At 58.5% G+C, this 21,817-nt stretch carries 27 protein-coding genes and 1 pseudogene; 15 read left to right on the plus strand and 13 right to left on the minus strand.

Annotated elements, in window-relative coordinates:
* Positions 1–99: 99 nt before the first annotated feature.
* The 3 genes from DF196_RS02260 to DF196_RS02270 form a co-directional block, all read right to left on the minus strand.
* Complete coding sequence (locus tag DF196_RS02260; protein ID WP_146194675.1) at positions 100–873, minus strand: hypothetical protein; 774 nt, start codon at positions 871–873, stop codon at positions 100–102.
* Positions 858–1,871, minus strand: a complete 1,014-nt coding sequence (locus DF196_RS02265) for a MarR family transcriptional regulator (RefSeq protein ID WP_109056318.1) — start codon at positions 1,869–1,871, stop codon at positions 858–860. The genes DF196_RS02260 and DF196_RS02265 overlap by 16 nt, the downstream gene beginning before the upstream one ends.
* A 172-nt stretch (positions 1,872–2,043) precedes the next feature.
* Entirely contained in the window at positions 2,044–3,048 is a 1,005-nt protein-coding gene (locus DF196_RS02270; protein ID WP_109056319.1) for a MarR family transcriptional regulator, read from the minus strand.
* Positions 3,049–3,376: 328 nt separating this feature from the next.
* On the opposite strand from DF196_RS02270, the pseudogene DF196_RS13755 reads away from it, so the two are divergent.
* Positions 3,377–3,694 (plus strand): annotated as a pseudogene (locus tag DF196_RS13755) (LemA family protein); the annotation flags it as partial.
* Positions 3,695–3,980: 286 nt separating this feature from the next.
* On the opposite strand, the gene DF196_RS13650 reads toward DF196_RS13755, so the two are convergent.
* Both DF196_RS13650 and DF196_RS02285 read right to left on the minus strand, forming a co-directional pair.
* Complete coding sequence (locus tag DF196_RS13650; RefSeq protein ID WP_109056320.1) at positions 3,981–5,426, minus strand: RNA-guided endonuclease InsQ/TnpB family protein; 1,446 nt, start codon at positions 5,424–5,426, stop codon at positions 3,981–3,983.
* A complete protein-coding gene (locus DF196_RS02285) occupies positions 5,410–5,955 on the minus strand; it encodes an IS607 family transposase (protein WP_158276248.1) in 546 nt (181 codons plus the stop codon). The genes DF196_RS13650 and DF196_RS02285 overlap by 17 nt, the downstream gene beginning before the upstream one ends.
* Positions 5,956–5,990: 35 nt before the next feature.
* Here DF196_RS02285 and DF196_RS02290 point away from each other — a divergent pair, with 35 nt between their 5' ends.
* The gene (locus DF196_RS02290) at positions 5,991–6,422 is read left to right on the plus strand and encodes a hypothetical protein (protein ID WP_146194676.1); all 432 of its coding nucleotides are present in this window, start codon (positions 5,991–5,993) and stop codon (positions 6,420–6,422) included.
* Between the two features lie 78 nt (positions 6,423–6,500).
* On the opposite strand, the gene DF196_RS02295 is transcribed toward DF196_RS02290, so the two are convergent.
* Positions 6,501–7,370, minus strand: coding sequence for an immunoglobulin-like domain-containing protein (locus DF196_RS02295; RefSeq protein ID WP_109056323.1), 870 nt, complete (start codon positions 7,368–7,370; stop codon positions 6,501–6,503).
* Between the two features lie 572 nt (positions 7,371–7,942).
* Between DF196_RS02295 and DF196_RS02300 the strand changes: the two genes are divergently transcribed.
* The 3 genes from DF196_RS02300 (at position 7,943) to DF196_RS02305 (ending at position 8,830) form a co-directional block, all read left to right on the plus strand.
* The gene (locus DF196_RS02300) at positions 7,943–8,149 is read left to right on the plus strand and encodes a hypothetical protein (RefSeq protein ID WP_109056324.1); all 207 of its coding nucleotides are present in this window, start codon (positions 7,943–7,945) and stop codon (positions 8,147–8,149) included.
* Between the two features lie 72 nt (positions 8,150–8,221).
* Positions 8,222–8,380, plus strand: coding sequence for a hypothetical protein (locus DF196_RS13400; RefSeq protein ID WP_158276249.1), 159 nt, complete (start codon positions 8,222–8,224; stop codon positions 8,378–8,380).
* Between the two features lie 96 nt (positions 8,381–8,476).
* A complete protein-coding gene (locus DF196_RS02305; RefSeq protein WP_109056325.1) occupies positions 8,477–8,830 on the plus strand; it encodes a hypothetical protein in 354 nt (117 codons plus the stop codon).
* On the opposite strand, the gene DF196_RS02310 is transcribed toward DF196_RS02305, so the two are convergent.
* The 3 genes from DF196_RS02310 to tnpA form a co-directional block, all read right to left on the minus strand.
* Positions 8,827–9,189, minus strand: a complete 363-nt coding sequence (locus DF196_RS02310; RefSeq protein WP_109056326.1) for a hypothetical protein — start codon at positions 9,187–9,189, stop codon at positions 8,827–8,829. The two genes, DF196_RS02305 and DF196_RS02310, sit on opposite strands and share 4 nt — an antisense overlap.
* 190 nt (positions 9,190–9,379) lie before the next feature.
* Complete coding sequence (locus DF196_RS02315; protein WP_109056327.1) at positions 9,380–9,568, minus strand: hypothetical protein; 189 nt, start codon at positions 9,566–9,568, stop codon at positions 9,380–9,382.
* A gap of 46 nt (positions 9,569–9,614) precedes the next feature.
* On the minus strand, positions 9,615–10,031 hold the full coding sequence (gene tnpA, locus DF196_RS02320; RefSeq protein ID WP_109056359.1) for an IS200/IS605 family transposase: 417 nt from the start codon (positions 10,029–10,031) through the stop codon (positions 9,615–9,617).
* An 83-nt stretch (positions 10,032–10,114) separates the two neighbouring features.
* Here tnpA and DF196_RS02325 point away from each other — a divergent pair, with 83 nt between their 5' ends.
* Positions 10,115–11,467, plus strand: a complete 1,353-nt coding sequence (locus DF196_RS02325) for a zinc ribbon domain-containing protein (RefSeq protein WP_109056328.1) — start codon at positions 10,115–10,117, stop codon at positions 11,465–11,467.
* Positions 11,468–11,792: 325 nt separating this feature from the next.
* Here DF196_RS02325 and DF196_RS02330 read toward each other — a convergent pair whose 3' ends face one another.
* The 3 genes from DF196_RS02330 to DF196_RS02340 form a co-directional block, all read right to left on the minus strand.
* Positions 11,793–12,683 carry a DNA-processing protein DprA gene (locus DF196_RS02330; protein ID WP_241519545.1) on the minus strand — a complete coding sequence of 297 codons (891 nt, stop codon included), beginning with the start codon at positions 12,681–12,683 and terminating at the stop codon, positions 11,793–11,795.
* 305 nt (positions 12,684–12,988) lie between these two features.
* Entirely contained in the window at positions 12,989–13,528 is a 540-nt protein-coding gene (locus DF196_RS02335) for a hypothetical protein (RefSeq protein ID WP_109056329.1), read from the minus strand.
* A 143-nt stretch (positions 13,529–13,671) separates the two neighbouring features.
* The gene (locus tag DF196_RS02340) at positions 13,672–14,118 is read right to left on the minus strand and encodes a hypothetical protein (RefSeq protein ID WP_109056330.1); all 447 of its coding nucleotides are present in this window, start codon (positions 14,116–14,118) and stop codon (positions 13,672–13,674) included.
* Between the two features lie 232 nt (positions 14,119–14,350).
* On the opposite strand from DF196_RS02340, the gene DF196_RS02345 reads away from it, so the two are divergent.
* The 3 genes from DF196_RS02345 (at position 14,351) to DF196_RS02355 (ending at position 15,427) form a co-directional block, all read left to right on the plus strand.
* Entirely contained in the window at positions 14,351–14,740 is a 390-nt protein-coding gene (locus DF196_RS02345) for a hypothetical protein (RefSeq protein WP_109056331.1), read from the plus strand.
* A gap of 64 nt (positions 14,741–14,804) precedes the next feature.
* Positions 14,805–14,984: a hypothetical protein gene (locus tag DF196_RS02350; RefSeq protein ID WP_109056332.1), complete on the plus strand. Its 180-nt coding sequence runs from the start codon at positions 14,805–14,807 to the stop codon at positions 14,982–14,984.
* A 5-nt stretch (positions 14,985–14,989) separates the two neighbouring features.
* Complete coding sequence (locus DF196_RS02355) at positions 14,990–15,427, plus strand: hypothetical protein (protein ID WP_146194677.1); 438 nt, start codon at positions 14,990–14,992, stop codon at positions 15,425–15,427.
* A 73-nt stretch (positions 15,428–15,500) separates the two neighbouring features.
* Here DF196_RS02355 and DF196_RS14020 read toward each other — a convergent pair whose 3' ends face one another.
* The gene (locus tag DF196_RS14020; protein WP_277745214.1) at positions 15,501–15,626 is read right to left on the minus strand and encodes a hypothetical protein; all 126 of its coding nucleotides are present in this window, start codon (positions 15,624–15,626) and stop codon (positions 15,501–15,503) included.
* Positions 15,627–15,800: 174 nt separating this feature from the next.
* On the opposite strand from DF196_RS14020, the gene DF196_RS02360 reads away from it, so the two are divergent.
* From DF196_RS02360 to DF196_RS02385, 6 genes are all read left to right on the plus strand, one after another.
* Positions 15,801–16,163, plus strand: coding sequence for a hypothetical protein (locus DF196_RS02360; protein WP_109056334.1), 363 nt, complete (start codon positions 15,801–15,803; stop codon positions 16,161–16,163).
* Between the two features lie 56 nt (positions 16,164–16,219).
* A complete protein-coding gene (locus DF196_RS02365) occupies positions 16,220–16,402 on the plus strand; it encodes a hypothetical protein (RefSeq protein ID WP_109056335.1) in 183 nt (60 codons plus the stop codon).
* Positions 16,403–16,572: 170 nt separating this feature from the next.
* Positions 16,573–17,451, plus strand: a complete 879-nt coding sequence (locus DF196_RS02370) for a hypothetical protein (protein ID WP_109056336.1) — start codon at positions 16,573–16,575, stop codon at positions 17,449–17,451.
* Between the two features lie 3 nt (positions 17,452–17,454).
* Positions 17,455–19,410: a hypothetical protein gene (locus DF196_RS02375; protein ID WP_109056337.1), complete on the plus strand. Its 1,956-nt coding sequence runs from the start codon at positions 17,455–17,457 to the stop codon at positions 19,408–19,410.
* Between the two features lie 8 nt (positions 19,411–19,418).
* Positions 19,419–20,309 (plus strand): hypothetical protein, encoded by an 891-nt coding sequence (locus DF196_RS02380; RefSeq protein WP_146194678.1) that lies wholly within the window; start codon positions 19,419–19,421, stop codon positions 20,307–20,309.
* 122 nt (positions 20,310–20,431) lie between these two features.
* Positions 20,432–21,817 (plus strand): AAA family ATPase, encoded by a 1,386-nt coding sequence (locus tag DF196_RS02385; RefSeq protein ID WP_109056339.1) that lies wholly within the window; start codon positions 20,432–20,434, stop codon positions 21,815–21,817.

A 21,817-nucleotide genomic window follows, 5' to 3' on the forward strand; every position in this document is an offset into this window, starting at 1 on the left:
GGCCGGCGCCGTCTTTTCCCTGTCCGGTTCGGGGGATGGGGACGGGTTTTGCGGAGACGTGTGCAAGGAACCACTCCGCAGCCACATGGGAGCAGTCGGTCACAGGTATATGGCGGAGAACAATTCGAGCACCTGCCCCTGGGACATGTCCACGCCGAGCTGCTTTAATGGCATGTCGACGCCCCGCATGGCTTCGATGAACCGTCTCATGTCCTCGCGTGGGCGCTCGCCGATGTCGATCCGCGTATCGTCTTCGATGGCGGGAGCGAGACGGAAGATGTCGTTGCGGTGCTTGGTGATGTTCTTGCCGTCCACGTGCGGGCCGTCGCCGGCGAGTTCCATGGTCTTGCGTTCGGTCAGGTCGAGCCAGGCCTTGGCTTTGAGGGGGACGAGGTATTCGGGCTTGAGGACGCTCAACCCGTCCACGGTCTCTCTTCTCTGCTGGATGAGCCGGTAGTAATCCTCATCCAGGACGATCGCGGACAGGCTGGAGATGTCGTCCGAGATATGCAATGGTGCGATGGCCGAGTCGGGGCGTATGGGGTAGTCCGGGTGTGGTGAGAACAGTTCTATCATCTTCGGGTAACCCGGTGTGGCCGGTTTTGCGAACCGGTAGAAGTGCGGGCGGCCGCTGCTCTGCTCCATGGAGGCGTAATGGCCCTCCCCGATGTACTTCCAGAGGATGCGGCTGAATTCACGGAGCCGTTGCTCGTAGCGTACGACCATATCGAGGTCCTTGGTCTCCCTGAACCGAAGCTTCTGTTCGTCCAGCACGAGCGAGCAGGCGGTGCCGCCGATGATGACGTACGAGTCCCCGTATCCTTCCAATGCCTGCGCGAGGTGTTCCAGTCCGTTAGTCAATTCGTGTCCCATTCCTCCCTGATGTCGTCAAGGTTCGTTTCGATGGCCTGTTGTATGCGCTCGTCGGGATGGTCCCTCAGCGAGAGCATCACCGACAGGGGGTCGGCCATGCCGTCCCGCCCGTAGACCCTGATGAGTGGCTCGGGATCGTAGCCCCATGTCTCCAGGTTGAACGCCGTGCCCGGTGGTATCTGGTAGTCCTTCCGGTAGAACGTCAGCCGCTGACGGTTGGCCTTGACCCATGCGCGGTTCGTGGCATAGCTCGCCATGTAGGGTTCGCCGAGCATGGTGCGCTCCGACAGGGCGCTCTCCCCCGCCAGGTGGAGCCCCTCATCGGGCTTCCCGTCGAAGACCGCGACGTCGGTCCGCATTATCGGGGTGCGCAGCATGGGCCACGCCTTGTCGAGCAGACCGGCCCGCGTCCCCTCACCCACATTCGCCTTGAGGTAGGCGCGATGGCCTTTAGTGGATCGTGTCACGAGCCCCAGCAGTTCCAGCCGTTTCGCGCCGCGGCTGACGTACCCGGCCGGAACCCCCAAGGTATCCGCAAGCTCCTGCTGCTGCATGGTGCGGTTCGTGTACAGCAGGTACAGGAACACCAGCTGTTCGTTCGGCGTGAGTCGTTCGATGTCGTCGGGCGCGTCCAACGGGTTGTCCGCGTAGACGACGCCCATGAACGGGAGCCTGAACTCCCGGCCCGCCACCACGAACGGCACGTCCTGCTCGGAAAGCGTCCGGCGCTGGTAGGTGGACACCTTCTCGAAATCGAAGACCACGGGACGGCCCGTGCGTCTGGTCAGCTGCCCCGCGTCGCGCTTCAGCTTCTCGATGTCGAACCGTCCGTTCATTCCCTTGGCGAACACGAGCTTGTAGCCGCCGACGGTGACCGGGACCGGGCCTCGGATCTTGAGGAACATCGGAATCCCCGTCAGGACACGCCCGCCGTTCTCCTGCTCGACCGGCACCTTCAACTCGCGTTCGAGGTATTCGACGGTCTTCCCGGTATCCATCACACACTCTCCCGAACAATCTAAGTTACAATCATATTCTTAAGTTACAATACCATTGTAACATAGTAATTCCATTGTAACTTAAATGTCGGGAAACCTTACGGCACAACGGTTCACACCATCCCGGAAAGGGATTTCCAAAGGACTCCACGAATAACGAATCCTACGCCCATTACCGTTCCTTCCACCGGTCGGTGAGGTCTTCGATTATGCGTTCGACGGATTGCTGGATGCGTTCGTCGGGGTGCCCATTGAAACAGAGCGCCACGGATATGGGGTCGGCCAAGCCGGGTTGTCCGCATGCGTTGGCGAGCGGATGGGGGTCGTATCGCCATGTCTCAAGTACGAACGCGGTAGCAGGTACGAGCTGGTCCTGCTCCCGGTATCGGACATAATCGTCCCGGTGGGTTTTGTACCAGCCCCGAGGAGCCGCATAGGTGCGGCGCGGAGGATTGGCGAGCATGGTGCGTTCGGCGAGCGCGGTTTCGCCCGCGGTGATCATGGGCGGTGTTATGGGTCCGGTCAGGATGTCCGCGCGGAGGATGGGCGGTCGCAGTATGTCCCAGTAGTATTTGAGGAGTTGGATTCGTGTCATACCGCTGGTGTTGGGTTCGAGATAGGCGTTGTGTCCCTGCCTGGTGCGGGTGATAAGTCTGAGGTTTTCGAGTCGGCTGGCGGTTCGGCTGATGTATCCGGGTGGCACGTCAAGTCGTTCGGCGAGCGCGGATTGTTGGATGGGTTGGCCGTGGTAGAGCAGGTAGAGCCATGTCTGCTGTTCCATTGGTGAGAGCAGTTCGGATTCCTTTTCGGGGGTTTCCGGGAGTCTGGTGAGGCTTGAGGCGAGTCGGGGGATGTTGATCTGCCTGCCGTCGATGATGAAGGGGATGTTCTTTTCGAGCATCGTGCGACGCTGGTATGCGGTCGTGGATGGGAACAGGTATACGACCGGCAGCCCGGTGTATTCCTCCAGTTGTCTCGCATCGCGATGCAGTTCCTTGGCGTTGAACCGTATGATGGATTCCTCCACGATCAGGAACCTGACGCCGTAGAGGCTCATCGTGCGGAATCGGCGTCGGGAGGACAGGTACAGAGGCAGTCGTCTCCTCATATCCCGCACCGGTGACACTGCGACGTCACGGCCGTATATTCCGGTCAGGTATCCGGTCGGATCGACCATCGGAAAGCACCCCCTATTGGATGGAACCACCAAGTTACAGTCTTTTTGTCTAAGTTACATTCCAATTACAACATAGATAAAAATATTGTAACTTCCAATGATTCCAACGATTCCCGACGCCCGGAAGCCATGAGGGGGGCGATTCGTCCGGACGCCGGCCATCACGTCGGAAACCAATACGCTCCCGGGTATGAATAAACATTGGAAACCGTTGGCCGCCGTAGCGGCCGTGATCAGCATCCTCGCCGCCGTATTCGGTGGCCTCTACAATTCCCTGAACTCCGCCCGCTTGGACGTTGACGCGAAATGGAGCCAAGTCGAGAACGTCATGCAACGCCGGCACGACCTCATACCGAACCTCACCAATGCGGTCAAAGGCAGCATGAAGCACGAGGAGAAGGTGTTCTCGGCGATCGCCGACGCGCGCAAGGCGTATGCGAGCGCGTCTGATGCGAACGGGAAGCTGGCCGCCGACCAGAAGCTCGGCGAGCAGACGTCGATCCTGGTGAACGCGATCCATGAGAACTATCCGACCTTGAGCTCGAACCAGAACATCAAGGCGTTGATGACCTAGTTGGAGGGTAGTGAGAATCGTATCAGCGTGGAACGCAAACGGTACATCGACGCGGTGAACTCGTATGATCGGAAGGTGACTTCGTTCCCGGCGAACCTCGTGGCCGGCGTGTTCGGCTTCGAGAAGCTCCCCAGTATCAGGCGCCGGCCGACACGGACAGTGTTCCGGAGGTTAACCTTGGCGACTGATATGCGAAGACGGCTTGCCACGGTCACGCTCCTGTGCGTGATCCCGTTGACGCTCGCCGGCTGCACGACCGGGGATGCGGTGACGGATGATTCCGGCACTTATGTTCCCCCGGATGACGGTGCTGGCAACATCTACGTGCAGGAGTATGATTGTGCGCAGTTGTTTATCCCTACGCTACTTTCTTGTATCCCCGTGTCAGTCGCCCCTGGCTGTTGCGCTGGCGTGGAAGAGCCGTACTCCGTTCGGCGTGATCCGGGCAGTGGATCCTGTCCGGGCATCGCTGGGCATGCTCCTTGCGGAGTCGGTCCAGGATGTTTTGTTTGCCGATCCATCGCCAGTATTCGGGGCGGGAACGTCTCGCCTTGATGTTGTTGGCGGCGACGATGTCGGCGTTGTTGGTGTGTCCACAGCATTGGCAGTGGAAGTGTGCTTGGTCGGGTCTGTTCTTGGGGCTCGTGTATCCGCATCGGGGGCATTCCTGGCTGGTGTATGCGGGGTTGATGCGGATGATGGTGACGCCTCGGATCTGGTTGAGGCGGTCGAGTTTCATGCGGACGGCGTGCCGTCCGGCTCTGGTGACGATCCGATTCAATGGTTTGCTGAGTCCGCCGTGGCGGAAGTCGAGGTCTTCGACGACGAGTTCGCGTACCTGCTGGTCGGCGATCAGGTTGAGGACGCGGTTGACTTCGTTGGTCACGTGTTCGCGTATGCGACGGTTGAGGTTCCGGTATCGTCTGGACCGCTTGTACGGGATGCGCGCGTGGCCGAGTTCCCGCGTGAGGTTCGTGAGCTCGTTGTCGCGGGCTTTCAGCCATGCGAACAGGCTTAAACCGTAGAGGCGTCCGTCGCTGGTGGCGAACAGGCTTTTCATCCCCCAGTCCAGGCCGAGTATGCTCCCGGTTTCACGTGGCGCGGCTTTCGGGCGTGCGGTCATCAGGTGCGTGGTGAGCGTGCCGTCCTCGTTGACTCTGACCTGCAGTTGGTTGCACAGGTTCTCCGGATCATCCGGGTTCAGATGCTGTTCGAGGTTGGAGTGGATAGCCAGCGGCGCGTACAGGGGCTTGTTCTTCTCGAGCGTGCTGACGCGCGCCCAGTAATAGTAGACGCCGCCCATATGGGATGGTTGGATTTCGGCGATCTTGCCGTCCATGACCATCGTCCTGCATCTGGCCGGATCGGGGAATGGGATGCGTTTGCGCAGGTGTTTGATGATCCTGCGGGCGAGCTTGTGGTCCTCGTCGTCCACGGGCTCCCACCATGCGCGCCGTTTGTTGATCTTGTACAACCGGTGGCGGGTTTCCGTGTCGAGCTTGCTGTGGGAGACGATGCGTTTGAAGTCGTTCTGTCTCAAGCCCATCCACGAGTCCATCATGCCCTTGGCTTGGCGGGTCACGGAATTCCATTGGCGTTGCGACAGGCGGTCGTCCCACTCTTTCGTGTCGGTCCAGCGGGGCAGTTTGCCTTCCGTGAGCAGGGTGTGGGAGAGGATGCACATGGTTCGTTTCATGCCGACCTGCCACAGGGGGAGCATGGCCTTGATTTTCTCGGCCTTGCCCTGGTTTATCGGCATATCGGTCTCGTAGGCGGTGTACGCCATGTCAGTTTTCGCTGGCATCCGCGTCCACCTCCCTCACGGGGTCGATGCCTGTCAGTTTGCGTACGGCCGCCAGGTCCTGCATGAGATCCGAACGGTCATCCGAAGCCTCGTTCACCACGATGATCCGACGCCCCTGCTGTTCGATGAAAAGGAGGAACCAGTTGAAACCGAACCGGGTCAACCGATCCTTGTGCTCCACGATCAGCGTACCCCAATCATCCCGCTTCAACAGGGCAGACAGACGGCGACGCCGGTCGTTCACGCCGGACGCGACCTCTCCGACCGACGCGACGATCCGATACCCGTTGGCGATGGCCCAATCCTCCATGCGCTTCTGCTGGGCGGGCAGCTGGTCTAACCGTTTCCCCGGATCGGATACGCGAGCGTATATGGCCGCGTTGTTGAGGTTCACGCCCTCTGGCTCGTCGGGGACGATGATCGTGCCGATCTCGTCACGGTACGCGCCGGGGATACGCCCCTTGCGGAAACGCTCCCATGCGGCACGGTACTTGATGTCATGCCTACGCGCGTATTCGGATAACTTCATACCCACTATTATAACACGAAAGACCATAAAAAGCTATGCGTTTGACAACTAATAGCAAAGACCAGGCTTCTCGACATGTGCGCCACCGCCGCCGCCTCCCCGTCAAATGCGTCAACGCCTTCACCAACCGGGAAGGCGGTTGCAGCGAGGAGAAGTCCGAGATGTGGGGCATCGACCTGGACGCCCGCCACAGGTTCGAACTGACCGTCACCCGACCATGGGACGACGCCCCGTACATCCGACAGCAGAGGAAACTCGGCTTGGACCCGGCACATGAATGGCTGTACAAGGACGCACTGAAACGCATTCCACTCGGCTGCATCCCATACGCCGTCGCCTCCGCGGAAGGCACCAACGACTGGGTGGAGCTCCCGAAAGCCGAGGTGAACCGGCTCATCGAACTGGTACGGGAACAGAACCCGGTGCCACCAGTCCAACTGGATGGCACATTCTGGCGTAAGGGTTAGTTCGGATGTGACAACAGGGAAGCCCCGTGTTCCGAGAGAACACGTGGCTTCCCTGTTGTCACATGACTTGCAGGCGGGTTATCTGACGGAAGCGTGCAGTTTGGCGAACGCCGCGATGCAGGTGGATACGGTCAATGCGCCCAATGCGACCAGGCGCGGTATCACGTAGGTGTTGGAGCCGGTCGACGGCATTTTGCTCGCACCGGCCAGCACGGTGATCACTCGCGTGACGGTCACGGTGTTGCCGCCCGAATCGGTGACAGTGTAGGTGAGCGTGTATTTGCCGGGCTTATCCGTCTTCACACTGCCGGTGATCTTGAGCCTCGACGTGATATCCCCGTCCTCCGGGTCGGTGGCGGTCACGCCCTTCTTCGGATCGAACGCGGTACCGGTGAGAATCGTCTTATCATCCGCACCATTGATGGTCGGCTTCCTATCCTCCGGTTTGACGGTGATCACCCGCTTGACCGAGACGGTATGGCCGGCGGAATCCTGAACCACGTAGGTCAACATGTATTTGCCGGCCGTGCCGGTGTTGACCTTGCCGATAACCGTCATCCTGGAGGTGATGTCCCCGTCCTCCTTGTCCGTCGCCTTCACTCCGGCAGCGGGGTCGAATTTGGATCCGAACGGTATGGTCTTGTCCGTGGCGCCTTCGATGGTCGGCGGGTTGTCCTCAGACCATACGGCGTACAGGGTCACGGTGCGGTCGTATCTGACCGAAATGCCGTCATTGGGTGAATATTCCACCCCGCCCTTGGATGTCGTCGCCCATCCCTTGAACGCATACCCGGCACGGGTCGGCCTGTTGGAGGGAATCGTGAAGTAGTGCGAGCCAGCCGCCGAAGCACTCACGTCACGCACCGAATAACTCATATCTGAGGGCATGTTCCCCACCGTGTCCTTGGTGTTGGCGTTGAATTCAAGCCGGGCCGTATAGGTATCCATGATGGAGTATGAGGTACAGACCCTACGCCCGTAGTTCTTGGCACCGGACCCGGACGTACCACCCGCACTCCACGCGGTCAGCTCGGTGTAGCAACTCCACCGGTATCCGTATTTACTCGGACAGCCCCCACTACTGTAGGCGCCGTCGCACAGCGTGTAGTTCACCTCGCAGTTGGTCGAAGCGTCGCACGGCTCGGCGGACGCCGGCGGCGCGGATATGCCGAAGAACGCCAACGTCAGGGCCAGCGAAGTTAACAGGTAGGGCAGTCGGCGAGCGCTCGCTGTCTGCTTGGTTTCGGCGGACCGGCGGGCTTGTTTTCCAAGCCCCCCCCCCGCAACGTTTTTCTTGGTGTCATGATGCTCCTTGCAAGAGAGATCGCCGTCTGAGGGCGTTGGAATGGCGCGGTTTGACGGTGTTGGCCCGGTGTGGTCCGGGCGGTTCCATTGTGGAGCGTTTCCGGCCAATGCTGATTCTTGTACGGATTTTCAGAATATTAGCGTGTCGTCTCCTCGCCTGACATATACTGTAGCTGTCCACACAATATAGAGCCCGCCACCAAACGGAGAGAACCATGAACATCAACACCGCCCGCAACATCCTCGACCTCACCCTCACCCTGCTCGCCACCCTCAGCCTCTACCTCATGACCACCAGCGGAGCCGGTTGGAACACCCTGTTCCTCATCCTGTCCACCGTGTTGGGCACCACCGCGATCATGCACCATTACGGCGAGCGCATGGCCAAGTATTTCAACGACGACCCGGAATGGGTCGACTGACTGACAGTTTTTTTCTACCGGACGATGGTTTTCCCGTCGCCCGGTTTTCCGTATCCGCAGGAAGGATAGGCAATGAATAAGCCGACAGATGATGATCCGGGCACCGATGAACCGGCCGACGAGTCGGAGGAACAATTGAACACCGAAGCGCGCCGACAGGCCAAGGCAGGCGAATACGCGCACAGCTTCCACTCGGTCAAGGAACTGATGGAATACTTCGACTCACTGTAAGGCCGGCCCCATCATCATGGGAGCGGCGATAACCTATCCATTCCGAATCGCGAGGAGACGAAAACGGGCCAGCATCTTGCGAACTACCTCCGTCACATGGAAGGCCATGTCGATGGCGGTACGATCGTCGTCAACCCGGTCGGCATGGCCCGCTTCCCAGACCCATTGCTCGGCTGGCTGACCGCCACCGTCGTAGCCCACCGATACAAGCCCGACAATGGACCCGTGGTCCGGGCGGTGAAATATCGGATCATCGTTGAAACCGACGACGGATACTGGTTCATGCTTACGAACCTGCCATACGGGTATTACCTGAACTACCGGCAGGCTGTACGCGACGTCATGCTACTACGCAAGGAATGCAACCAGCCACCATTGGACTACGGAAACGAGGAAGACGGGGTGAGGAGTGGCCCGGAGAACCGCCCCTCACCGTTTAGCCGAGACTAGAACTCCTCAGTCTCGCCGTAACCGTTGTATGCAGTCGCGTCGGCGAACGCCTTCGCATCCAACGGTGAATCCTCCAACCCGGAGCGCAGGTTCCACGCCCAATCCTCGGCGATACTGTCCAGCTGATCGTCGGCCAACCCTTCGAACTGCGAACCCTGGTCGGCAACCTGACGCGCCGTACGAACAGTCACCACATGCGCGCCACTGGCGGCACCATACGCGAACACGCTCGGCTCGGACGAGCCACGCTCGCTGTCGAGTTGCTCGATGAAACGGGTAATGATTTCACGGTTATGCTTGCTGCGCACGTTCTCCTTGACAGCTTCCAGCAGATAGTGCTTGTAGGCTTGGTTGATCATGATCTTCTCCTTTTAGGTTCTGCGGCGGTGGACTCGCCGGTAAGGGATTTTCCCTTACGCCCTAAGTAACCGGACAAACCCGGTTCCGACACGCCGAACGGACTACTGGAGTCAATTATCCTTCTGGTTTTTTTCGGCATAAAAATGCAGGACGTCACCGTGAAGGTGGAACGTCCTGCATCAGCGGTTGTTACCGGTTGTGATAGTTCTTCGCTTCCATGTCGGCGGCGGTCAGGCCGTGCTTCGCCAATACCGCATCGAGCGCCTGCCGTTCCAGATCGGAGCCCTCCAGCCGTTCCTGAATCTCGCAAGCCCATTCGGCGGTCAGCTTGTTGTTCTCCTCGAAGCTACGGTTGAAAAGCTGCGGCGCTCGAACCACGAGGTTTGATACCTTGTTGGAGATGGCTCCGCCCTTCAGGGCGGGGTTAGTGGGGTCTGTTTTGGTTTTGCGCGTATTGTTTGATTTGTTCTGTGGTTGTTCCGCCGTATGATCCGGCGTAGTAGCTGGGGCTCCAGAGTTTTGTGTTGTTCCAGTATCTTTTTCGTAGGTCCGGGTATTCCTTGCGTAGGAGTCTGCTGGAGACGCCTTTGAGGCTGTTGATGAGTGTGGAGAGTTGTGTCGTGGGCGGGTATGAGACGATGAGGTGCACGTGGTCGGTTTCGCCGTTGAATTCCACGAGTTCGCAACCGAAGTCCGAGCATACGTCGCGCATGATCTTCTCCATGCGTTTCAGATGCTCGTCGGTGAACACGTTGTACCGGTATTTGGTGACGAAGACCAAATGTGCTTTGAGGTCATAAAGGCAGTGCCTTCCTTTGCGTATCTCATTGTTTTTATCCATGAGACCAAGTATAATAGGAGCTAAGGGCAAGGGGAGCCCGACCATATCGGATCATTCCAACACAGGAAAGGAGGCGGACGCGAATGCTTGACGTCAAGGCGCGAAACAACAAGATCAAGGCTTCAAGGAAGGCGACCAAGGAACGTCGCCAAACCCAATCCTGCCGGGTGGTCACCTGCAAGATCGACCAGTCGAAACTCTCCGCCACGCAGCGCGAGGCTTTGCGTCGCATGTTCCTGGAGGCGAAATGGTTCGTGAACTCCATCATCGCGTCCGACGACCTGTTCCAGTATGAGATCAAGGGCAACACGGTCCCGGTGCGCTGCAAGGACGAGCGGGACGAGTGGATTCTGGAGGATCGTCCGATCATCGCGTTGAGCCGGCAGATGGAACAGGGCTTATTGCAGGAATGCAAGGACGCGATCCATGCGATGAAGGCGAAACGGGACAAGGCGATCAAAGAGGGGCGCAAACCCCCGAAACTCGGCCGACTCAAATACCGCAAGGAAGTCGCGGAGATCCCGTTGAAACAGTTCGGCAAGACCTACCGGTTCGCAGGGCCCGACACGGTCCGCATCCAGAATGTTCCCGGGAAACTCCATCTGGAAGGCGCATCCCGTCTGAACCCAGACCATGATACGGACCGTTCCCTGACCGTCCGGTTGGACGCGCTCCTGGGCTTCGAGAACAAGCCGGTCGAATACGCGAACGCGAAACTCCTGCACAGGGAGGACGGGTATTACCTCGCAGTCACCACATACGAGGACACCGACCAGTACGAGGCCAGACGCAACGCACGCGAATCGATCCTCCACCACACGCCGGCGGACGGTTCCAAACTGGGGATAGACGCCGGACAGACGGATCAGCTCACGCTCAGCAACGGGGAAACGGTCAACGAATACGTACCTGAATCACTACGGTTGAAGAAAGCCGCCCGCCAATTCGCCCGGCGCAGCAAATACTCGTCGGGCTGGTGGGACGCGCTGCATGTGCTCCGACTCGAATACCTGAAGGAAGCCCGGCAACGGAAAGCCCTGGCCGACCAGGCGTTCCACGACCTGCATGCGAAAGCCGCGACCCTGTACGTGCAGGACGAACAGATCAGCAAATGGAAGCGCAAGACATCGCAGGCCCGTGGTTCCCGGAAGATCCAGCACGGCATCCTCGGCCGCCTGTACGCGAAATTCAAACAGGACGAGCATACGATCATGCTGGACCAATGGCAGCCGACCACCGCATGGTGTCCCCGTTGCGGCCGCCGCACCAAGCATCCGCCTGGCAGGGAAACCTACCGGTGCGCCTACTGTGACTACACGGCACGACGCGACCCACACGCCGCAGGGAACATGATCATCCTCTCATGGCGTCCACTCACCCGTCAGGAACTATATCAGGATCGGAGCATCCCGGTCGGACCATACGGTTCGATCTGAACACTCCACCAGCCGGTCGACAGGACAATTCTCACGGACCACGACCAGCCGAACGAATAAAGGTCCAAGAGAAAAATCAACACCATAATTGAACAAGCCCCTGTGTGATTAGCAGGGTCGGGCCGGAACGTCGAGAAGACATACCGGAACGGGAAGCATCCAACGATGCCGAACGATGGGAGCAGTACCAATCCATTCGCCGCAAGACGAAAGGAATCCCATCGCGGACCATTTCCCGTCACATCCCCGAAAAAGCATCGCCCAAACTATCAGAACAAGGACAAGGAACCAATCCTGGAAGCCTCGCCCTTCAGGGCGAGGTAAATCACTCGCGCGCCCATGCGGTGTTCTCCAATACGGTGTCGCGGAAAATCAGCGGGCGTCCCTGCCGTTGCGCCTGACTGGCGAGGATACGGGTGCCGGAATGTTCTGACGCCTCTACGATCACGGTGGCTAGACTATAGCTGGATATCAAGGCGTTGCGCATGGGGAACGCCTGTTTGGTCGGCGGACTGTCGGGCCAGAATTGGGACAATATCAGTCCCCGCTGTTCGATGCTCCGTTGTAGTTCGCGGTTAAACGGCGGATAGCAGCGGTTGATACCGGTGCCGATGAACGCCACCGTTCGCCCGCCTAATTCCAATGCCGTGCGGTGTGCATACGAATCGATGCCTTCGGCCAGTCCCGCAACCACCGTCAACCCGCGTTCACATAGCATGCGGGCCGTGTCGCAGGCGAACCGGGCGCCGTCCGGAGAACACTTACGCGAACCGACAACACCGACGCCCGGATCATCCGCCAGCAGGGTTCCCTTGGCGAATAGGAACGGCGGCACATCCACGACCGAACGCAACCGGAACGGAAACCGATTGTCGAACACGGAGACCAAATCAAGCCCCTGTTCACGCCATTGCGCAATCTGCCGCTTGGCCTGATTCCATGCGACACGCGCCTTCGCCGCGTATTCGACGGAGGATATGTCCGGCATATCAAACAGCACGCCCTGCCCGATCCCCGGCATGTATTCGCCTTCGCGAAGCGGATTATGCGACGGGTCCATACGATGCTTAAGCACGCGAATGGCGCTGCCTTCAACCAAGCATTCGTTGGTCAACGACGACCATGTGTCAGACCGTTCGCAGCATTCGACCAAGGCAAGCAGGGCGGCGTTCTCAGACTCAAGACGTTCTTCGCCGTTGAAACGCAACCCAGTCACCTCCCTCATCATAGGAACCCGTCTCAGTCGTAGGAACCTATGTTTCCTCCGATTATCCAAGCTTGGGTGAGAATCGTTGTTTCCGTCTTCTGCCGTGACGAATCCGAGGAAACGTTCGCCTCCCGGAAACTATCGGACGGTTCGACCATGACACCACTTTTCAGAGGTGCGGCCATGTTAACCACCACCGCCAAAGGCTAGACGCCTGTTCCAGCAACAAGAATCCATCAGAATTCCGGGCGCCTGCTAGCAGCCGATTCTCCATGCCAGTATATTTCAGGAGACTGTACAGGTGACTTGGCTTGTCAAGCCCTGCCCGCGACGAGCGAACCGTATCCCCAGCGTCCGTTCTCGGCTTCCTCAGTATCCTTGTCGGAGACTTCGACGTTCCACGTCTTGTCGCGTACCGCCATAAGTCCGATTGCCGTCCATGCGAGCGGCGCATACCGTTTGTCATATGGTGTCATGTCGGCGTCTTCGGCGGGGTCTCCGAGGAATACGAACCGATAGTGTTCCACGGTGTCGGCGTTGAGCGTGACGTTTTCACCATCGATGGTGTCGCCCGTATCCGCGTCAGTGAACGTGATACCGCTTCGGCTCATCAGCCAGCCGATCTCATAACCGTCGCAGTCGATATCCTTAGGAATGATTCCGCCGCAGTATCCGTCGTAATCGTCGGACGACATGACGTCCCGGAGTCGCGCGGCGGTGGCCGAATGGGTTTCCCATGCGTGGCCGGCTGCGGCGAGGGCCACAAGCTGCTCGGGCCCGTCGAGCCTGTTGATTCCGCTTTGCGCGCGGAGGGTTTCCGTGATTTGTTTGGCCTGTGCGGCGGGCTGGTTCATGATGTTCTCTCTCCTGTTTTGTCGGCTGCTGCAACCAGCCATTTTGTGTGGACATTTACAGTATACGTGAATGGTGCGGAGGACACGCCGAAAACAACAAAACAGCCGGCCCGAAAACGAGCCGGCCAACCAGTCAACAAACGTCAGTAGAAGAAACCCGAGAAACCACGGTCGATGATATCCGCCGCCTCCGGGCCGCAGCACGCGCTGAACACGCGGATACCCGTATTGTTGTCCAACAACTCCTCCCACTCCTCATAGTTCTCATACGGGTGCGCCATATTCTCCATCAACACGAGAACCGGCGTACGGCCCGCAAGGAACTCCCGCACCGGCTTTAATGTCGCCCAGTCGATGCGCTCGCCGTTGGGGACGATGCTCCATGCTCCGGGTTCCCGCAGGATGAATTCCGGTTTGCCAACCTGTTCGCCGTCGATCATCTGAAGTCGGCACCAATCGTCTACGACGCCGATTTCACGCAATGGCTGCTCCGTGTCGGTCATGTCGATTCCGTAGCCGACGCCTTGACCTTGTTCGATAAGTTGCGCGGCCTGCTGGATGAGGTTGTGACGCTGTTCAAGGTTGTTCATGGTCTTCTCCTTTTGGTTGCGGCGTGGACTTCGCCGGCAAGGCTCCTTGCCTTGCTGCCTATTACAACTGGACAACTCGTGTTCCGACACGCCGAAGCGTGTGGCTGGTTTCAGTTTGGTTTTGTTTGTTGTTTTCGGCGTGTCGCTTCTGCCTCTCCTATATACTGTAATTGTCCACACAGAATAGAGGTTGCAACAGCGCAAACCCACAGAGCCCGAAAGGAGAGCCCAAATGAACACCACCGATATCATCACCCTCGACAACATCAAGGAAGACCAGCTCCTCACCGCCATCGACAACGAACACGGCAAGCCCGACAACGGACAGCCCGACCACATCCGCCTCCTCGCCCTCACCGCCCTCGGCCACGCCGTCGAAAACGTCCTCAACTACGAGCCCGACGAGTACGACGCATTGAACATGTTCCAGACCATCCACGGCATCCAGACCATGCGCATGAACTATCCCGACGCCGGCAAGGCCGCGCACGCATTCGTCGTCGCCGCACTCGGCTGGTATGCCGCCGCCAACTGGGGCAACCTAGCCCACATGACGGTAGACCAGACCGCCATCGACAAGGCCTACGACGACTGGGCCGGCGTCACCCTCGAAACCCGCTGATATCCAGACAAGAACTTCGGGGCGGTGCGGTCCGCCGCACCGCCCCTTTTAAAAGGAACCCCAAATGTACATGAACGATTACGAGAACGAAACCGCCGTCGAAGTCATCTGCCGCGAATGCGGCACCCGGTTCTTCGCGTCATACGACAGCCCGGACTGCCGATATATCAAATACTCTCCGTGTCCGAACTGTTTCGATGAGACCAGCGAGGACGAGCTGGACGAGATTGGGGGCTGGAACTGATGGGCATGACGAATAGGGGACACGCCACAGTCGACCGCAAGGCCATGACGACAGACCTTACCAACGACCCGGAGCTGTGGCACTCCGTTTGCAAGACAGGCCATGAGACCGTCGAATATGTCCTCGACCAGATCGACTGGGGTGCAATCGACATCAGCAACGAAACCGGTCTCTGCCACCGGCTTGCGGAAATCCGACTCACCGCAATCGTCATCAAGGCATTGGAAGCGAACATGCTGCTCAACTGCGCGAAAGCATTGCACGAAGGTGAAAGCAAAACGAACATTCTGCGCGCCATGTACCGTGCGGGAGCGACCTTCAGCAAGTTCGTGCAATCGGACACCGGGAAACGCATCGCCGCGGAACTGGAGCGTATCGAGAAAAGCGACGACCCGGATAAGATTTCGGTGGACTATTCTGACCTTCACTGCGATATCATCTGACCGGAGGTTTTCCGTCAAAAGGCGGGGACATCGTTGTCCCCATGTGTTTTGCGGTGTCCGCCGCTTTGTTTGGCTAGTTCTTCTGTGTGTATTCGCGGGCGACGTGGATGGCGGTTTCGGCGGTGGCTTTGTCGAGGTGGTTCATGTTCGCGAAGGCGGTCATGGCGAGGCCGAGTTCGATGTTTTTGTTGAGTTTCATATTGGTGTCCTTTCGTTGTTTTGTTTGGACGTGGCCTAGTTTATGGGTTCGCCGGAGACATTCCGTGCAACCGGGTTCGTTGTATGTCGTTTGCAGTTTACGGCGTGTCTTATTTCCAAATATTCTATACTGTAATTGTCCACACAGAATAGAGCAAAACAAAAGGAGAAACCCATGAACATCGCCTACAAGAACTACCTGCTCGAAGCCGCCGACGACATGAACCTGACCGACATGGCCAAGACCATCATCAACGGGTTCATCAACCAGCTCGACAAGTACACGGACGGCGAACCCAGCGTAGACGAATACGCCGAAGCCGCCAACTCGTCCATCGCCTACCAGTGCGACCGCATCTCCCTCATCGACCACTCCATCGACCCCAACAAGCTCACCGACGACCAGCGTGACGAACTGCTCGCCACATGGAGCGGCATCCTCCTCGACATGCTGTGCGACAGCGATATGATTGACGACGCCTTGGACGAGGCCCTCGACCAGATGGGCATCAACCGCGACGACATCGCCGACAACTGACTCCCACAAAACCGGCCTCCCGCACTCCAGAAACGGGAGACCGGTAAAATTTTCCCATGAACGAACCGGACGAACAATATGGTTGGGATGCCTTATCGGCATGGGCTGAATCGGACGAATTGGAACTGCCCGGCCAAGGCGTGTACGGTGCGCAGGCCGCCATCGAGGGGTGCGAAGCGATACGGAAAGCCTTGGCTGAAGACGGCGAGGATAAGCCGGCTGACAACCCTACGGACTAACCGGGAAACCATTCCGAACCGTTGACGGCGCTCGCCGTCCCGGCCGCTTGTGCGGTTCTCTTTCCATCCGCATTATTGAGATATACTGTTTATGTCCACACGTAATATCTTGATACGGAAAAGAGACCCCGCCCCATGCGTTCCAACACCCCAACCGGGGAGACTCACAGATGACCTCCCCACTGCCCTACGACAACCAGCGCATCCTCCGCCTCGCCGGCACCCGGCAGGCGAAACCGGAAATCACCTACACCGACCAAGTCCTGTACAAGGTCATCTACGGTTCAAGCTTCGTTGAGGAACAGGACGGCTGCAAGGACCTGACCGAACAGGTGCCCCTCATGCGTTACCGTCGCCGGTTGAATACGCAGACCGACGCCATCCGCCTCCAGCTCATCTATCAAACCCTGCATCAACGGTTCGGCGCAATCACCCCATACAGCCAACGACTGAAACTCATCCAAGACAACCGATACAAAGACAAGACCGGCGCACTCTGCACATACGTGACCGGCATGGTCACCGACTTCGAACCCGTCGCCGGACGAATCGGCCGCATCTGCATGATCAGTCCGACCATCTCCCCCATCGCCGCGAACACGACCACCGACCCCATCGACTCCCACCTATGGTTGATGGCCGACCAGTTGGATATCGAGAACGATTACACGAACCCGGAAGACACCACCAACGGTCTCCGCCACCCGGACACTCCCATCACCGGGGACATTCGTATCGGCGACATGCTCACCGTCGCCGCACGCATCAACGCCTACACCGACTCCCACGGGCGCCGTCGTCTAGGGGTCGGCGAATGGACGCCACTCTGCCGGAGCCTCCTCTACGTGTACGAGGATGCCGACCAACGGTTGACCGTCCGATTCGTACCCCGCCATTTGATGAAACATTTGCGCATCATCCGCTTCCAACCAGACGGCACACCACAATGGGCGAACCCGCACATGCTCATCAGGGAAACGGAACGCTGGCATCGCAAATACCCGGATGCGACCAGCCAACTGAAGCTCACGCATGATGTGAAGGCGTGACTTATGGGTAAGAGTTTCGTTTCGATCGACTTCGGTCTACGCAACGGGAAAATGGTCACATTGCGTGAACTCCCGTTGGAATCCTACGGATTGCGTTGCAAGCTCGACTGCCCCGAATGCCGGAAACCGTTGGAGGCCGTCCGCAAGGACGCCAACGACCCGTCGAAAGGCTGGGATTATCTCCGGCATCACGTGGACGACCACTCCTGCCCCGGTTACGGGGAGAACTCCTGCCATCTATTGGCTGAACACATTCTCAAACAGGCTATCGGCAAGACGATCCGTCTGCCGGAAGTCGTCACCTATGATGCATGGCCTCATATCTCCCGGTATACGAGCAAAGGACAGAAGCGTCGAGATTGGCAGCCCGGTCAGGCGTCCGCCGTGGATTCCGTCCCGTTCCTTACCGTCCGAGAACCCGTGGAAGCGACGATCGTGAACGTGACCGTGGAGCAACGGTTGGAAGAGAACAACATTCCCGACCTCATGCTCGAGGTCAAAGTGGATGGTGTCCGCTGTCAGATCGCCTACGAAGTCCGGTACGAGCATCCGAAAACCGTGGCCGATATCCGCAAATACCAGGCCTCCGGCCTCCCCGTACTGGAATGTCTCGTCCGCGATATCGACGTGCACGACCCGCAAGCCGAAGACCAGTTGCGCGAAAGACTCCTCGGCCTGGATGGCAAATACCTGGAATGGTTGTATCACCCCGAAACACGACGCATGGCCGACAAACGCTACCGGCTCGCATGGGGATACGAATGGTACGACAAGGTGTCCGCACGCAAACTCGCCACCACCCGTCCGATGACGCAGTGGAAGGATTGCTGGCGCGAAGGCACCCCGGATCATCCGCTGGCGACCGTGACCATGGATAAGTGGGCCATGCGCATCCCGGTTGGTATCGATCTGAAGCCGGTCGAAACCGGTGGCTCCATCTACACGCTCGCCGGACTACGCGCCGCGCTCGATAAGGCGGAATACTCCGGTCGAACACCGTTCACTGACGAGGATTGGAAGGAAGCCGTCGAACTCGACCGTAAACGCGGTGAAATCGATTTGTCCGATCTGGAGGTCATGGAAGCCGACTGTTACAAGTGCGGTGAACCGTTCACGTTCTGGCTGTGCGGTGACTCGGTGAAGCGTCCGAAACCGTGGCGGTTGGAGGAGCGCCCGCAGGTCATGTGGACGGTCATCCAATATGTTCGTCAGCATGCGAACATGCCTTTGCTTGCCTTGTTTACTACCGTCAGGCCGAAGGATCCCAGTCGGAGTACGTTCCGAGCGTTCGAATGCCCCCATTGCCATTGTTTCCAGGGCGACAGCAAACTGTTCGAACAGTATACGGAAATCCGTGACCGGAAATACGCGGAGCAGCAGCGTTTGCTGAATGAGCAGCGGAAGGCGGAAACCGAACGGCGACTCCAGGAGTATATGGCCATCGCCTACCGTCGCCAACTGCACGAGCGGGCGCAGAGCCTCACCAACCGGGCTGATGATGAGCTCGACTGGATCGGCCAACAGCTTCAAGGCAAGCTGACACCGGACGCTACGGCGCACTGGCAGACCGTGCAGGCCTGCTACATGATGCTCAAAAAGGAACTGGAAACGGTCATCGACAGCGTCGGAACGGACGTTCCCAAAGGCAACGACGAGAAGCCGCGCGAGAAGAATCCGACACCGGTCAAAGACGTGTCTGACGGGGTAGACCCTTGGAATATGCCGGCCACGAACACCCGTCAAACCGAGGAAAACAACCTGCATGACCGGGCGGATTACGACCCGTGGACCGTTGACGATAACGGTCGGAAGGTTTCTTCCCGACAGTCGCCGGATGATCCATGGAACATCCCGCCCGCGAAACAGTATTCGCCTTCGTCCCTATACGAACAATCCTCCCCATATGGGGTTGCGGACCCGTGGGTGCGGAGTTTCGGTAGTACCCGGGAACCATGGTGAGGTGGGATATGGCTCAGAATCCATTGACCAGCGTTAACGGCAGGCGGTTTCTCGACCTTGCTACGGGGAAGCCGGCCGAGCCGAACATTACCTACGAGCCTGAACTGTATCTCAGTTTGCAGGCCGGGCGTGCCATGACGTTCGCGAAAGAGAAGGGCGACGATTACAGTACCATCGCTCCGGTCCTCTCGTTGGAGCGGCGTATCCAATCCGAAAAGGATGCGGTCAAAGCGCAGCTCGCCTATCTGACGATGTTCGACCGGTATGCGGCGCGCACACCGTACAATCAGCGACTCAAGCTCATTCAACAGAACAGGTACAAGGATAAGACCGGTGTGCTCTGCACGTATGTGAGCGGTTATGTGGTCGACTGGCGTGAACAGGATGGCCGGATAACGCGCATCTGCCTCATGTCTCCCCTGGTATCCAGCCGATACCGGTCCTCCACCGTCACTCCCGTCGACTCACACCTATGGTTATGGACGAACCTGAATCATCCGGAAAAAGACTATACGAACCCAATAGACCGATTGCGCGATCCGCGTCGCAAACCGCCGAAGAATATGAAGCCGACGACCGAACTGAAGTTGGGCGACTTCCTCATGATCGCCGGACAAGTGCAGGCGTACACGGACTCACAAGGCCGTCGCCGTCTGGGCATCGGAGAATGGAACGGGCAAAACCGCTGCCTCCTCTACTCGTATGAAATGGCGGACGGTCGAAGCCGTGGCCTGACCATACCAAGACACTTGATGAAGCATATGACGATTGCGACGTTCGATGACGATGGTTACGCCCAATGGGCCGACCCATGGAAGCTGCGCGACGAGGTCGACCATTGGAAACATGAGTATCCGGGTGCTTCGAGCGAGATGCAGATAGTACACGACGCCTACTGACGACCATTCCTACGGAAACGCCGTAGTCTCCTAACATTAAACAAATCATCTATACTTAGAGTCAGATAGGAATAAAAAATACCGAAACAGAGTTTTCTCTAAACGATTAATGGGGTGGCAGGATGATCCGGTTGCGCACACTCACCTTGGATGACGCGAAGAACACGCGCCACGGTGTCCTCGACTTCAAGGACCTTGGCAGCGGTTCGAGCGTGACCGGCATCTACGGTCAGAACGGGTCCGGCAAAACCACCGTCATCATCGCATTGCAGATCCTGAAGATCCTCATGTCCGGCGAATCGGTCAACCGGGATGGCGTCGGGTTCATCCGACAAGCCGCCAGCCAAGCCACCATCAAAGCCGGGTTTGAGATCGACGGTGATCTGGTCGACTACACCGTTTCGTTCGAACCCAACTCGGATAACGGTTCCATGCGGGTCGTCAACGAGCGTATCGAACTCGCCACCGGAACCCAGCGCAAGCGCGTCCTCATCGACCATGGCGTCGACCATGCGGAGGACGAGCTCGGCTACCGTGACTGGCGTACCACACCATCAGTGCAATGGCGTTCCCTCCGGTCGGTGAAAAGCACTGACGGAATACTGCAGCAGGAGGAGACGTTGGCCTGGTCGGAAGGCCGGTCGTTCATATTCTCGCCGCGCGTCCGTCAGACGTTGCATAAGGTCGAGGAGCTTATCGGCAAGCAGGAGCATGTCTCGACCTCCCGTACCAACGCCCTGACCCAGAACCTGACACCGTTGATAGGAAAGACGGACATGCTGGCCGGTTACACGCGTGATTGCATGCGCATCGTATCCACCAGGGACGTGTCATCGGTCAGCTTCGACTACGCGCCGATCCAGGTGACCGGCCAACACATGGCCCCCTTGGACATCAGCCATCCGGTCATCATGCCGGCCGAGGCCCGCAAGTACGTGGAGCGCATGGTCGAACAGGCGGACCTTATCATGCCGGTACTCGTACCCGGCATCCACATCCGTTGCGACGTCAAGGACATGACCATGGCGGACGGCAACCCCGGTGTCGAAGTGTTCCTCAGAAGCGAGCGCAATGGCGTTTCAATCCCCTTGTGGGCTGAGTCGGAGGGTATCCGTCGCATCATGGGTATCCTCAGTCTCTTGGTTCGCATGTTCAATGAGGAGAATGTGCTGGTCGCCATCGATGAGATCGATTCGGGCATCTTCGAGATCCTGTTGGGCGACCTGTTGAACATCCTCGCCCGTCGTGGTGTGGGCCAACTGGTGTTCACCGCCCACAACCTGCGCATTCTGGAGATGCTGTCCGCCAAATCCGTGGTGTTCTCCACCGCCAACCCGGAGCGGAGGTTCATCACCGTCAACAAGCATGGCACCAACAATCTCCGAGACATGTACATCCGTCTCGTATGCACCGGTGACGGGGACGAACGCATGGCCGACAGAGTCGATCTCGGGGATGTCGCCAACGCCTTCTACGAGGCAGGCAACCCCGAGGAGGGCGAGGCCTGA

Origin of the sequence: Bifidobacterium callitrichidarum (assembly GCF_003129905.1) — a bacterium.
Classification (GTDB): Bacteria; Actinomycetota; Actinomycetes; order Actinomycetales; family Bifidobacteriaceae; genus Bifidobacterium; species Bifidobacterium callitrichidarum.

Bases quoted from the DNA above. Each gene is read 5' to 3' on its own strand.
- DF196_RS02325 (WP_109056328.1), top strand. From the start codon at position 10,115: ATGCTTGACGTCAAGGCGCGAAACAACAAGATCAAGGCTTCAAGGAAG.
- DF196_RS02365 (WP_109056335.1), top strand. From the start codon at position 16,220: ATGAACGAACCGGACGAACAATATGGTTGGGATGCCTTATCGGCATGG.
- DF196_RS02385 (WP_109056339.1), top strand. From the start codon at position 20,432: ATGATCCGGTTGCGCACACTCACCTTGGATGACGCGAAGAACACGCGC.
- tnpA (WP_109056359.1), bottom strand. From the start codon at position 10,031: ATGGATAAAAACAATGAGATACGCAAAGGAAGGCACTGCCTTTATGAC.
- DF196_RS02370 (WP_109056336.1), top strand. From the start codon at position 16,573: ATGACCTCCCCACTGCCCTACGACAACCAGCGCATCCTCCGCCTCGCC.
- DF196_RS02285 (WP_158276248.1), bottom strand. From the start codon at position 5,955: ATGAAGTTATCCGAATACGCGCGTAGGCATGACATCAAGTACCGTGCC.
- DF196_RS13650 (WP_109056320.1), bottom strand. From the start codon at position 5,426: ATGCCAGCGAAAACTGACATGGCGTACACCGCCTACGAGACCGATATG.
- DF196_RS02355 (WP_146194677.1), top strand. From the start codon at position 14,990: ATGACGAATAGGGGACACGCCACAGTCGACCGCAAGGCCATGACGACA.
- DF196_RS02375 (WP_109056337.1), top strand. From the start codon at position 17,455: ATGGGTAAGAGTTTCGTTTCGATCGACTTCGGTCTACGCAACGGGAAA.
- DF196_RS02340 (WP_109056330.1), bottom strand. From the start codon at position 14,118: ATGAACAACCTTGAACAGCGTCACAACCTCATCCAGCAGGCCGCGCAA.
- DF196_RS14020 (WP_277745214.1), bottom strand. From the start codon at position 15,626: ATGAAACTCAACAAAAACATCGAACTCGGCCTCGCCATGACCGCCTTC.
- DF196_RS02265 (WP_109056318.1), bottom strand. From the start codon at position 1,871: ATGGATACCGGGAAGACCGTCGAATACCTCGAACGCGAGTTGAAGGTG.
- DF196_RS02310 (WP_109056326.1), bottom strand. From the start codon at position 9,189: ATGATCAACCAAGCCTACAAGCACTATCTGCTGGAAGCTGTCAAGGAG.
- DF196_RS02345 (WP_109056331.1), top strand. From the start codon at position 14,351: ATGAACACCACCGATATCATCACCCTCGACAACATCAAGGAAGACCAG.
- DF196_RS02360 (WP_109056334.1), top strand. From the start codon at position 15,801: ATGAACATCGCCTACAAGAACTACCTGCTCGAAGCCGCCGACGACATG.
- DF196_RS02380 (WP_146194678.1), top strand. From the start codon at position 19,419: ATGGCTCAGAATCCATTGACCAGCGTTAACGGCAGGCGGTTTCTCGAC.
- DF196_RS13400 (WP_158276249.1), top strand. From the start codon at position 8,222: ATGAATAAGCCGACAGATGATGATCCGGGCACCGATGAACCGGCCGAC.
- DF196_RS02335 (WP_109056329.1), bottom strand. From the start codon at position 13,528: ATGAACCAGCCCGCCGCACAGGCCAAACAAATCACGGAAACCCTCCGC.
- DF196_RS02305 (WP_109056325.1), top strand. From the start codon at position 8,477: ATGGAAGGCCATGTCGATGGCGGTACGATCGTCGTCAACCCGGTCGGC.
- DF196_RS02290 (WP_146194676.1), top strand. From the start codon at position 5,991: ATGCGTTTGACAACTAATAGCAAAGACCAGGCTTCTCGACATGTGCGC.
- DF196_RS02270 (WP_109056319.1), bottom strand. From the start codon at position 3,048: ATGGTCGATCCGACCGGATACCTGACCGGAATATACGGCCGTGACGTC.
- DF196_RS02260 (WP_146194675.1), bottom strand. From the start codon at position 873: ATGGGACACGAATTGACTAACGGACTGGAACACCTCGCGCAGGCATTG.
- DF196_RS02295 (WP_109056323.1), bottom strand. From the start codon at position 7,370: ATGGATACCTATACGGCCCGGCTTGAATTCAACGCCAACACCAAGGAC.
- DF196_RS02300 (WP_109056324.1), top strand. From the start codon at position 7,943: ATGAACATCAACACCGCCCGCAACATCCTCGACCTCACCCTCACCCTG.
- DF196_RS02350 (WP_109056332.1), top strand. From the start codon at position 14,805: ATGTACATGAACGATTACGAGAACGAAACCGCCGTCGAAGTCATCTGC.